This window comes from Prochlorococcus sp. G4PB16 (assembly GCF_059772465.1).
This window is the reverse complement of sequence record NZ_CM186289.1, coordinates 310,251-322,846: the sequence shown is the minus strand read 5'-3', so window position 1 is coordinate 322,846 and position 12,596 is coordinate 310,251. Positions and strand designations below refer to the sequence as shown.

11 protein-coding genes are annotated in these 12,596 nt (G+C 31.9%); 2 read left to right on the top strand and 9 right to left on the bottom strand.

Annotated elements, in window-relative coordinates:
• Nucleotide 1 precedes the first annotated feature (1 nt).
• The 4 genes from AC6EIZ_RS01720 to AC6EIZ_RS01705 all read right to left on the bottom strand — a co-directional run bounded on the left by AC6EIZ_RS01720 (nt 2) and on the right by AC6EIZ_RS01705 (nt 3,766).
• On the bottom strand, nt 2–577 hold the full coding sequence (locus AC6EIZ_RS01720) for a PHP domain-containing protein (protein WP_498511852.1): 576 nt from the start codon (nt 575–577) through the stop codon (nt 2–4).
• Between the two features lie 94 nt (nt 578–671).
• Nucleotides 672–1,208: a menaquinone-dependent protoporphyrinogen IX dehydrogenase gene (gene hemG, locus AC6EIZ_RS01715; RefSeq protein WP_498511850.1), complete on the bottom strand. Its 537-nt coding sequence runs from the start codon at nt 1,206–1,208 to the stop codon at nt 672–674.
• Nucleotides 1,209–1,342: 134 nt separating this feature from the next.
• Entirely contained in the window at nt 1,343–3,265 is a 1,923-nt protein-coding gene (gene uvrC / locus AC6EIZ_RS01710) for an excinuclease ABC subunit UvrC (RefSeq protein WP_498511847.1), read from the bottom strand.
• A gap of 18 nt (nt 3,266–3,283) precedes the next feature.
• The gene (locus AC6EIZ_RS01705) at nt 3,284–3,766 is read right to left on the bottom strand and encodes a flavin reductase family protein (protein ID WP_158466579.1); all 483 of its coding nucleotides are present in this window, start codon (nt 3,764–3,766) and stop codon (nt 3,284–3,286) included.
• A gap of 67 nt (nt 3,767–3,833) precedes the next feature.
• Here AC6EIZ_RS01705 and coaD point away from each other — a divergent pair, with 67 nt between their 5' ends.
• On the top strand, nt 3,834–4,307 hold the full coding sequence (coaD, locus tag AC6EIZ_RS01700; RefSeq protein ID WP_498511844.1) for a pantetheine-phosphate adenylyltransferase: 474 nt from the start codon (nt 3,834–3,836) through the stop codon (nt 4,305–4,307).
• Here the strand turns inward: coaD and AC6EIZ_RS01695 are convergent, their stop codons facing one another.
• From AC6EIZ_RS01695 to dapF, 4 genes are read right to left on the bottom strand one after another with little or no spacing between them, the layout of a single operon-like run.
• A complete protein-coding gene (locus tag AC6EIZ_RS01695) occupies nt 4,308–5,543 on the bottom strand; it encodes a D-alanyl-D-alanine carboxypeptidase (RefSeq protein ID WP_498511842.1) in 1,236 nt (411 codons plus the stop codon).
• Nucleotides 5,544–5,546: 3 nt separating this feature from the next.
• On the bottom strand, nt 5,547–6,167 hold the full coding sequence (locus AC6EIZ_RS01690; RefSeq protein WP_498511840.1) for a DUF1995 family protein: 621 nt from the start codon (nt 6,165–6,167) through the stop codon (nt 5,547–5,549).
• 19 nt (nt 6,168–6,186) lie between these two features.
• Entirely contained in the window at nt 6,187–7,359 is a 1,173-nt protein-coding gene (locus AC6EIZ_RS01685) for a cysteine desulfurase family protein (protein WP_498511838.1), read from the bottom strand.
• Between the two features lie 12 nt (nt 7,360–7,371).
• Nucleotides 7,372–8,226, bottom strand: coding sequence for a diaminopimelate epimerase (gene dapF / locus AC6EIZ_RS01680; protein ID WP_498511837.1), 855 nt, complete (start codon nt 8,224–8,226; stop codon nt 7,372–7,374).
• Between the two features lie 135 nt (nt 8,227–8,361).
• On the opposite strand from dapF, the gene leuS reads away from it, so the two are divergent.
• Nucleotides 8,362–10,950 carry a leucine--tRNA ligase gene (gene leuS / locus AC6EIZ_RS01675; protein ID WP_498511835.1) on the top strand — a complete coding sequence of 863 codons (2,589 nt, stop codon included), beginning with the start codon at nt 8,362–8,364 and terminating at the stop codon, nt 10,948–10,950.
• A 3-nt stretch (nt 10,951–10,953) separates the two neighbouring features.
• Here the strand turns inward: leuS and AC6EIZ_RS01670 are convergent, their stop codons facing one another.
• On the bottom strand, nt 10,954–12,552 hold the full coding sequence (locus AC6EIZ_RS01670; RefSeq protein ID WP_498511833.1) for a glucose-6-phosphate isomerase: 1,599 nt from the start codon (nt 12,550–12,552) through the stop codon (nt 10,954–10,956).
• Nucleotides 12,553–12,596 lie beyond the last annotated feature (44 nt).

Sequence of the window (12,596 nt, the reverse complement as noted above, 5' to 3'; positions counted from 1 at the left end):
TTTAACGCCTAAGAAGAGATAGTCCGTGGCTATCGGTACCACAGGTTGATAATAATGAATAAGAGTTTGCGCAATCAAATATTTTATCGCATACAAATTCTGATGGGATCCAATTATGTGCTCTTTCATAGTTATACCAAGTTTCAACAGCATCAAAACCAAGTTTAGATGCTTCATTAATCAAGAGATCAAATGGAAGCTTATATCTAGCGGGATGAGCTAAAACGGCAATTCCATTAGCTTTATGAATCGAATCTACTACTGTCGAAGCTAATAATTCATTACCAATAGCAGCCTTATGAGAAACATAAGGTGATAAGTATTTTGAATTATGATCAAAACCAAGACCTAAAACATGAACTAAACAGCCCTTTAATAGACAAGTAATTTCAATACCAGTCCAAAGTTTAGGAAAATTTGATCTCTCCTTATATAAAGAGTCGTTAATTTTGCTTAATTCAATATAAGCGTTAACTGAATGATGATCTGTAATTGCATAATGATCAATATTTAATTCAATTGCTTGGTGATAAATTTGTCTAGCAGTCAAACTTCCATCGCTAAATGTTGAATGCATGTGAAAGTTGATAGAATTCGGACAACTGTTCTTAGTAATTGATTTAATTATTTTAATTAACTTATGATTATCGAAATTAGACATATTAATTAAATCAAAATTTGGATACTGATTCAATTAATTCATCAACCTTTTTAAAATCAGTTAATTCATAAACTTGTGAGATATCCTTAGGTCCATTTGTAATAACCATTATGAATAATATTGCTAATTTATTTACACAATCAAGACTAGGGTAATCTAGTCTCCCAGCAAAAACTCCTTTTATGGTTGGTTCCCATTGTACTTTTTTAAGAAATTTTATAATATAAGGATTAGTTTCTGGTGTGTTTTTTTCGGGTTTCCGAGCAGTAAGATTTAATGAAAAGAAGGCAGTCTTTTTTTTCTCTAATGTTTCTTTATTGGTATTAATAAACTCATAAACATTCTTGCGATGATAACCATATCTTACACTTGCTCCAAGAACAATCTCGCTGAAATCTGACAAGTTAAATTTATCGGATTCCTCAAGAGAAGAAATTGTTATCTCCTTATCTTTATTAAGTTTTTCAGACATATATTCACATATATGTTTTGTATGTCCGTCAACGGTTGAATATAAAATTAAAAGTTTAGACTTTTCTTCAGTCACAGTTAGTTTTTGATACTTGCTTATATTTTACTTCTAATTTTCAATAAAAACCTGAATTATCAATTTCTATTAATTATTGATAGTTATATCAATAGTGATTAACTATCTCTGATTCGTTATAATTTATCATTAAATTAATCATTTTCGTCTGGATGAAAATATTTCCGGATAACACCAGCCGTAGATGATCCTAATCCTGGTGTTGATGAAAGTTCGGAAAGAGATGCCATTTGGATTGCCTCTATTGATCTAAAATGCTCCAATAATAATTTGATTCTTTTTGGTCCCAATCCTGGTATCTCATTTAATTGAGAGCGTTTCATACGTTGACTTCTTTTTTGTCTGTGAAAGGTAATTGCAAACCTATGAGCTTCATCTCTAATTCTTCTTAACAAAAGCATTCCAGGTTGATTAGGGTCAGTGTCTAATGATTGTTTAACATTTGGAATAAATATCTCTTCTTTCTTCTTGGCTAAAGATATGAGATTTATATTTTGATCTAGATTCAACTCTTCTAAAGCCTCTAATACCGAACTTAATTGCCCTTTACCTCCATCTATTACAACTAAATCAGGCCAATCATTTAAATTATCCTTATCTAACACACTAGATTCATTACTTGATAGTTTATTCATATCACCTCCATCATCTTTATAACGAGCCCATCTTTTAAATCTCCTAGTAATAACTTCAGCCATTGATTCGAAATCGTCACTATGTCCTAGTTTTATATTTGAACTTTTAATTTTATATTTTCTGTAATGTTGCCTAGCCGCAATACCATCAATAAATACTACTTGAGAAGCTACAGCATCACTACCTTGAATATGACTAATATCATAACATTCAATTCTTTTTGGAATTTCTACTAACTCAAGTATATTGGTCAAATCGTCAAGCTCAACTAAATTTTTATCATGAGATTGTCTAATTCTTTGCAACTCCATATTTGCATTCTTTTCTACTAATTTTATAATTTCCGCCTTCTTAGATCTTTTTGGGATTGTTATATTAACTTTTTGCTTTTTTAATTCACTTAGCCATTCCGATATTATGTATGTATTTTGTAATTGATGTTGTACTAATATTTCTGAAGGTATTTCAATCGGATCAACATTTGAGTAATGATTTTCTACAACTTTTTGAAGTATTTGAGAAGTACTGAGATTATTATTATCTGAGAAATATCCAAGTCTTCCAATTAATTTTCCTGAGCGCATTTGAAAAATTTGAATAGAGGATATATTATCTTCTGATGCCAATGCGATTATATCTCTGCATACAGATGAATCAGGAATAATCATCTTTTGAGATTCATACAATCTATCTATACCTTTTAGCTGATCTCTGACAGATCCAGCTTCTTCAAACTTCAATGACTCTGAAAAAGAATGCATCTGTTTTTCTAATAATAGTCTCAATTCTTCAGTTCTCCCTTGAAATATCATTTCAACACGTTTTAGTGTATTTTTATAATCTTCTGAACTTATTTCTTCTTGACAAACGCCTGGACATCTTCCAATTGAATAGTTAAGACACGTTCTATCTTTGTAAAGCGGTATTCTTCTTTGTCTAAGAGGAAAAAGTTTCTTTATACTAAACAGGGTCTGTCTAAGTAAATAAACATCAACGTATGGACCATAATATTTATCTTTTTTCTGTCTTTCCCGTCTTTTCCTAGTTAAAAAGATTCTTGGATATTTATCACCCCAGGTTATACAAATATAGGGATATTTCTTATCATCTTTTAATAGAACATTAAAATAGGGTTGATTAGATTTTATTAAATTTGATTCTAGAGTTAAGGCTTCACTTTCGGTATCAGTAACTATCAACTCAATATCTACAACTTGCCTAACCATTAAAGAGATTCTTGGAGTCAATTCATCGCTGGCTCGAAAATAACTTCTAACTCTATTTCTTAACTTTTTTGACTTACCAACATATAACAATCTATCCTCTCGATCTTTCATCAAATAACAACCAGGATCGTTTGGTATATCCTTCAAAAAATTCGATAGTCTTGACTTGTCCTTAATTAACGGCGTTAATTCCACCGATAATGTCTCGTTAAATTAACCGCCATAGTTCCAACCTGTACTCGCTAAATTTAATGCAGATCCATCTTTATTCAATACTGCACTCTTTACTTCAGCGACAAAGACTGTATGGTCGCCGTGTTCTACGCCCGAAATAACTTCACATTCAACTCCACCTATTACATCTTCGATTAAGGGCATACCAAACTCTCCATAAGTGAATTTACAAGCTTCAAATCGTCCACCTAATCCTTTTTGAGGCTTAAAGAACACAGCTGCTAGATCCTTTTGATCTTCTCTCAAAACATTAAGAGAAAACATCTTAGTTCTTTGAATAATTCCATGACTAGATCCATCTGCGCGAACAGCCATTACAACTAATGGTGGCGTAAATGATCCTTGCGTTACCCAGCTAGCAGTAAAACCATTTATTTCATCTCCTTCTCTTACTGCACATATAAATAATCCATGAGGGATTTTGCGCAAAAGAACTTTTTTGGCATCCTGATCAAGAGTCATGCGCTTTGATACGTTTATATTTATGAGATTCTATGAAAGAAATGGACTTTTTTAAAGTTAAAAAACCATGAAGGCACTTTATCCTGGTAGCTTCGACCCTTTAACGTTTGGACACCTTGATCTAATTCAAAGAGGAAGTGATTTATTTGGAGAAGTTCTCATTGCGGTATTAGAAAATCCTTCGAAAAAGGCAACTTTCTCTTGCGAAAGAAGAATAGAGCAGATTAAAAATGCAACCAGAGATATACCAGGTTGTAGAACAATAGCTTTTAAAGGTCTAACTGTGGATTGTGCTCGTGAACATAATGCGGATCTAATATTAAGAGGATTAAGAGCCATGAGTGATTTTGAATATGAACTACAGGTTGCTCATACAAATAGGTCTTTAAACAAACAATACGAAACAATTTTTCTTGCGACTGAAACACATCATAGTTTTTTAAGTAGTTCTGTAGTTAAAGAAGTCGCAAGATTTGGTGGAGAGATTCGTCATATGGTTCCTGAGTTTATAGCCAAAGATCTAATGGCACTAAAATACTAATTAATTACAATTATCAGTATTATCTACTATTGATAATATATTCATTATATGTTTTGTCGAATTATCCATGTTGTTAACTATAATACTAAAAAATTTACCTTCCCCTAAAATAATACCAGAAACGGATCTAACATTATTAAGTCTCCCGGATTTAGCCAAAATTCTACCCTTAAGGTTTATTGGAGCTTTTACATTAGCTAGCGAGCCCCTAACACCTAATATAGAAAATGATGAGAAATAATAGTCAGAAAATCTATTAAGTTTCATTCTTCTCAAAAACTGAGATAAACCATAAGTGGTTACTCTATTCTTTCTCGATAAACCACTAGCATCTGCAAAGATAAAATTGTCAGAATTAAAGTTTTGATCTTTTATCCAATTATTGTATTTTAGATTAGGGAAATTATGAGACCAATCACTTATTGAATGTCTGAAAATAACTTCAGCAGTAAAATTATGGCTCTCAGAATTAACAAGGTTAAGTAAAATATATAAAGGAGCAGAATTGATAACTTTAATTGTCGAAATATAATCAATAGGATAGTTTTCGTTAACGGATTTTACAAAATATTTTTTTGATAAATTCTTTTTTCTTAGAGCAGTTTCTAGCTCATAAATAAAATTATCAATTGGATTATTTAAAGAATTAATACTTGAATTACTAGCTATTGAATATTTAGTAATAGGTGCCCCATATTCTTCATTTCTATCGGCATAGGACCAGCTTGAAGGCCACCAATTTTTTGGATTGTTTTTTTTAACGACTATTGGCGTTTTTAAACGTAAATTATAATTAGTATTATTAAGATCGCTAATTAAATCTTCTAAATGACTTTTATCAAAATCAGGATCACCTGATGCATCTATATATAAGCTTCCATCATTTATCTCTTTAATAGATGTATTAAGAGTATAATAAGGTCCTAGAATATCTAAAGAGAAGCCACTAGAAAGGATCTTCTGATTAGAGGCAGGAATCCTAGGTATTTGACCATTAATATCTGCAATGAAGTCACCAGAATCATCTAAAATACTAACGCTAATATTAGATTTAAAGTTATAAGTATACTCCTCCAACTCGTCTTGCAAAGGCTGACATATATTAAACTTTTCAAGACCTATAGTATTAATATTAATTCTTTGTCTTAAATATGAATATAATTTAAATAAATTACTATTTAAAATATTTATTGATAATAAAATTATGCCAATATATAAATAATGTTTTTTTCTCATGGATTATAAGTTTAGGATTATAGTTTCATCATCAGGACGTTTATCAAATGATTTAACAAAAGTATATCCATCGGGGTTTAATTTAAAAAGCTCCCAGTCATTAGGAAATCTTTTCAATAATGCACCCATAGATAATGGTTGAACAAAGTAAATTACCTTCCATTTTTCAGCAAATCTTTTTCTCATTTCTCTACCGACACTTCCAATTCCTACTATTGGATCTTCCAACTTACCGTTAACCATAATTACCGTTGAATTGGTATGAGAACATACTTTCTCAAACATCTCAATGTCATATGGTTGAGGAGAACAGACTAATAATAAAGAATTCAACGAATCTGTAGAATTAATAAACTCCTTAAATGTAAAAATCTTATTGGTCAATCCAGGGTTATCTCTTTTAGCAAGAGCCGCACCACCAGCATCGGCCCATAATAAAACATTATCTAATTTAATTTCAGTTAGTTTGTGAGATAAACGAAAAATTATTGGATTGATTCGTAATCCTTCAAATTTAAGGTTGATAGAAAGAAAAGATTGTTCAGAATTACTTAAAAAATAACTTTGAATTGATTCAAATACATTTGTTTCAGCTTCTCTAAGATCTGAGGGTAGGATATTCATAATTTGATGTTCATTGTTTTTAGAGTTCTAAAGATTGCAATAATTCATATATTATATTTGAAACTGAATTAATATCATCATTTGAAATCCATGGACCAATAGTTATTCTTATTCCAGATTCTTGGAGTGGTTTATCAATATTAATTGCTACCAGTATTGGATTTGGTCCTTGACTAGATGATGAGCAAGCACTACCACTGCTTATATAGACGCCATGTTGTGACAATAATCGAACAATTTCTCTACCATTAATTGGATTCATTGATTTTGTATGACAGAGAAATGAGAGATTATTCGGTAATCGTTCTTTAGGATGACCAGTAAATGTAAGTTGTTTAGTCTTAACTAGATTATTTTTTAAAATAGAAGTCATTTTAGAAACATTATTCTCTGGAAATAAAGTTTCATTAGCACTAACTTCTACATATTCATTTTGTAGGTCAATTGCTGTAGAAAAACCTGCAATAAGCGGAACTGACTCAGTACCAGATCTTATAGAGCCATTCTTAAATCCATAGTAAGGATCATTTATCAATAAATCTCGAACGCCCTTTCGCAACATTAATAATCCGATTCCTTTAGGGCCTTGAAGTTTATGCGCAGAGGCACTAAGCATATCAACATTTAAATTAGTCCAATCAAAAAGACCGCTAGGGAGGACCTGTGTCGCATCAGTATGAAAAAGTATATTTCGTTTTTTACATTCCATACCTATTAGATTTATGGGCTGAATGGACCCAATCTCACTTTGCCCCCAGATTATCGAAACAATTTTTGTCGGAGGAGATAACATTTCATCCAACAGATCTAAGTCAATAATTCCATAATTATCTACAGGCCAGTATTTAATATCCCAGCCATCATTAAGCAATTGATTGGCTATTAAATTAATAGAAGGGTGTTCAACGCTACTTATAACAAGTCTTCCTTTATCAAGATTTTTAGATACAGATTTAAGAGCAAGATAATTCGATTCCGTTGCTCCAGAAGTGAAAAATATTTCGTCAGATGTAGCTTTTAATTTATTAGCTATTGATAATCTAGATCTTTCTAAAATATCTCTTGCGACAACCCCAACTTTATGAATACTTGATGGATTCCCCCAGCATTCAGATTGTATATCCTGTAATTTATTAATAACATCAATGTGTGGCGGAGTAGTCGCTGATGCATCGAGATAAATATTTTTCATATAGAAGAGTGATTAAATATCTATCTCTCCACTAAATACTTTTAATGCAGGCCCCTGCATTAAAACTGGACCTGCTTGATTGGGCCATTCAATTTCTAACTTTCCGCCTGGTAAATACACATTAGCTTTATTTAAAGTTTTACCTAGATTAGCTGTTACTACTAGACAAGCGCAAGCTCCAGTTCCACAAGCCAGTGTGGGCCCGCATCCTCTCTCCCATACTTTAACTTTAATATTTGATTTATCAATTAATTCTACAAAGTGAACATTGGTATCATTGGGAAATGTATTGTGTTTTTCAAGGTATCTTCCCCAATCTTCAAATGGTATATTTTCAATTTTATCAACAAATACGATCATATGAGGATTTCCCATGCTAGCAGCATAAACATTTAAAGTTTGATCATTTATAGTAATCTTTCCATTGGGAATAGTAAAATTATTCATTAACAATTTAGTAGGTATATCTTCAGGCAAAAGGATAGGTTCTCCCATATTTACTTTGATATTTTTATTACCATCAATAGAGGTAATAATCTGACCAGCTTTAGTTTCAATTCGAATCTCAGACTTATCTTTAATTTCATTATTATCGTTTATATTAGCTATCAAGCATCTTATTCCATTGCCACACATTTCTGGTTCAGAGCCATCAGAATTAAATATCCTCATTTTCACAAAACATTTATTTTTGGATTCTAATATAAGAATAATTCCATCAGCTCCGATGCCAAAATTTCTATTACATAGATGTTCAATAAAGTTATCTTTATTTTCAGTAAATAAATTATCTAAGTTATTATCGCGAGCATCAAAGATAATGAAATCGTTACCAAGTCCTTGATATTTTGAGAAATTATATTTCATGATTTAAAGGTTGTTTAACTAAGTTCTTAGAAAATAAAGCGTTCCTGGTAGCAATTTCAGAACTATTCGCATATTTGGCATCAATTTATGAGAACATTATCTGATTGGCAAATCAACTACTGAAGGAGATCTTTTTTGAATAATACTACTTCAGAGATTATCGACCAGCGTTACGAGCCTCGTGATATAGAAGCTTATTGGCAAAAAGAGTGGGCTAATCAAGGGCTCTATAGAACAAATACTGATGTAAACAAAGACAATACTTTTTACGCCTTATCAATGTTCCCATACCCTTCCGGTTCTTTACATATGGGGCACGTGAGAAATTATGTCATTACAGATGTACTGGCAAGATATAAACGGATGAAAGGTTATAACGTCCTTCATCCAATGGGATGGGATGCCTTCGGTTTACCGGCTGAAAATGCAGCAATAGAGAGAGATACAAGTCCATCTACCTGGACAGATAAAAATATTTCACAAATGAAAGATCAATTAGATCGACTTGGATTATCACTAGATTGGTCCAAAGAAGTTACTACTTGCAAAGAAGATTATTATAAATGGACTCAATATATATTTAATCAATTACATAAAAATAATCTTGCCTATCAAAAAAAAGCAACAGTAAATTGGGATCCAATTGATCAAACTGTTCTTGCAAATGAACAAGTAGATGCTGAAGGTAAATCTTGGAGATCTGGAGCTAAAGTTGAGAAAAAGGAATTAAACCAGTGGTTTCTAAGAATTACTAGTTTTGCAGAAGATCTAAATAAGGATTTAGTTAAGCTTAAAGACTGGCCAGAAAGAGTCAGGATTATGCAAAAAAATTGGATTGGGAAATCAATAGGTGCTGAAATAACATTTGATATCAAAAATCACGGACAAAAAATAACAGCTTTCACTACAAGAATTGATACAGTCTATGGCGTAAGTTATCTTGTCTTAGCATCAAATCATCCATTAATTGATCAATTGATAAATGAAAAAGATATTGATCAATTAATAGAATTCAGAAAAGAACAAGAAAAGTTAAGTGATCTAGAACGCAATTCAGATAGTAGAAAAAAACTTGGAATGTATTTAGGAGTAAATGCAATTAATCCTGCAAATAATAAGGAGATACCTGTTTGGATTGGCGATTATGTGATTATGGAATATGGAACTGGAGCTGTAATGGGTGTTCCAGCTCATGATAGTAGAGATTATAAGTTTGCTAAATCATATGATTTACCAATTACTTATGTCATAAGACCCAATAATGATGAAGATGATAATTATTTAAAGGCTGAGTATGTAGACAAGGGAATAATGATCAATTCTGATATATTCAATGGGATTGAGTCTGAAATTGCAAAAACCAAAATACTTGAATTAGGTTCCAATTCTAATTGGGCAAAACCAAAAATCACATATAAGTTAAGAGATTGGCTTATATCTAGACAAAGATATTGGGGTTGCCCAATTCCGATTATTAATTGCAAGAAGTGTGGTCAAGTAAGAGTTCCGGACGAGGATCTTCCTGTCTCTCTACCTGTTGATATTAAATTAACTGGTAAAGGGAAGTCACCTTTAACAACAAAAACAGAATGGATAAATACTTGTTGTCCTAAATGTGGACTTAAAGCGAAAAGAGAAACTGACACTATGGACACTTTTATGTGTTCATCTTGGTACTTTTTAAGATATATAAACCCAGAAAATGAGGAAAATCCATTTATAAAAAACGAAATAGATAAATGGCTACCTGTTAAACAATACGTTGGCGGTATTGAGCACGCAATTCTTCATTTACTTTATTCAAGATTTCTAACCAAAGCTCTAAAAAGCTGTGGATTAATAAATATTGATGAACCTTTTAAGAAACTATTAACTCAGGGAATGGTCCAAGCTATTACTTTTAAAAATCCAAATAATAATAAATATTTTTCTAAAGATCAAATTATTGACATTAATGATCCTAAAGATCCAATAACTGGAGAAAATATTGAAATTATCTATGAAAAGATGTCAAAGTCCAAATATAATGGTGTCGACCCATCATTAGTCATAGATAAATATGGTGCAGACACAGCTAGAATGTTTATTCTTTTTAAGGCTCCTCCTGAAAAAGATTTAGAATGGGATGACTCAGATGTTGAAGGACAATATCGATTTATACAGAGACTCTGGAAGTTTGTTATGAATACTTTAGATCTAACAAAGAGTAATTCAAGATTAAATATAGAAAAAGAAAAGTCTAAAGATGATGAAGCTCTTCGTTTAATTAATATTGCTATAAAAGAAATTACTGATGATCTGGACAATCTTCAATTCAATACAGCAATATCTGAACTCATGAAAGCTGTGAATGGCCTAAATTCAATAGTTAATAGCTGTAGTAATGAAACTCTAACTGATGTGATATCAATATTAGTTAAAATAATTTCTCCATTTTCTCCACATATTGCAGAGGAGCTTTGGAAGACAATCGGAAATACTAAAAGTATTCATCTTCAATCATGGCCGGAACCAGACCTAGGAGCAATTGAACAAGATACATTTAAACTTATTATTCAAATCAATGGAAAAGTAAGAGGGTCAATCGATGCTAGTAAAAATCTATCTAAAGAAGTATTAGAGGATATGGCTATTAAAAGTGATTCAGCTCAGAGGTGGATAGATGGAAAAGAGCCCAAACGAATTATTGTTGTTCCAAATAAATTAGTAAATATAGTTATTTAGAAATCATTTTTTCGAAATAATTAGTTGATCTGGATTTGATTGATTACCAATCATTGAATAATGATCTGAATTTTCTGAAAGTTTTCTCATAATTAAATATATCGACTCAGTAGAATCATTAGACAATTCATCATTGATTTGACTTAAAGTTCTATCTTTTCCATCATCCAAAAGTTCTTCAATTTCTTTTTGAAGATTGATTATGTTTGTAGCGGCTTTTTTTCCAGCTTCAACACCAGGTTGATTGTAAGCATTAACATTAATCAATTCTGCATACAAGCTAACTGCTCGCTCAAATAATGCGATTAAAGCTCCAAGACTAGATTCATCAAAAGATTTAAATGTAATTGTCAAATTTTGTCTTCCTCCTTCAGTCAACGCTGCTCGAGTACCTTGAAGAAACCCAGACAAATAGTCACCAGGTTTTTTATTATTCACTTCAACTATCTCTGCTGGATCGTGAAGAATCTCAATAAAATTAACAAAGAAATTATCAACACCATCTCTTAATTGCTGCACATAGGCGTGTTGGTCAGTAGAGCCTTTATTTCCATAAACTGCGATACCTTGATTAACTTGATTTTTATCTCTATCAAACTTCTTGCCTAAAGATTCCATAACAAGTTGTTGAAGATATCTACTGAAAACTTCTAATCTGTCTCTATAGGGAAGTACAACCATATCTCTTAACCCTTTTCCATTTCCTGCTTTGAACCAAGCTAAGGATAAAATAGCTGCTGGATTATTTTTTATATCTTTTACTCTTGTTAGTGCATCCATTTGAGATGCCCCATCTAAAAACTTGTTAATATCAGCGCCAATCAAGACAGCAGGTAATAATCCAACAGCACCAGTAATACTTGTTCTTCCACCAACCCAATCAGGTAAATCAAAAATATCTAACCAATTTTCATTAACTGCTAAAAGATCTAACTTACTACCTTTAGATGTAATAGCTACAGCTCGAGATGACCAATTCTGATTGTTATCACTGACAAACTTCATAGCTTGCTCCATACCAATCAAAGGTTCCGGAGTGCCTCCTGATTTACTAACAACTACAAACAACGTGGTTTCAATATTAGGAAGAATGGAATTTAATTTATGGGAAATCCCTTCAGGGTCAACGTTGTCAAGAAAATGTAGATTCAAGCCGATTGAATCTCGCTTAAATGACTCTTTAATTAGTAAGGGGCCTAAACCACTACCACCTATACCTATCCAAAAAACATCAGTATATTTTTCTCCGTCGCGGTTTGTTATTTCACCATTTAATATAGATTCTCCAAATTTTGATATATCTTGAATTTCATTGGCAATAGATACTGAGATTTCCTGACTTGGAGCTATCTGAGGATTACGAAGCCAGTAATGACCAACTTGCCTACCTTCATCAACATTCGCAATCAATCCATTCTCTATACTTTCTACCGAATCAAAAGCCTCAGAATAAATGTCCTTAAATTTTTCAAAATCGCTGATCTCGACATCCATTCTGCTTATATCTAGCCAAAAACCTAATGAATCGTCGCTAAATAGAAGGTCGCAATACCTTATCCATTTATCGTTGTTATTCATCTGGAAGGTGTCAGTTATTGCCATTATTGATAAAAGATTACTCCTTAATGAGTTCTGTTAGCTGGTAT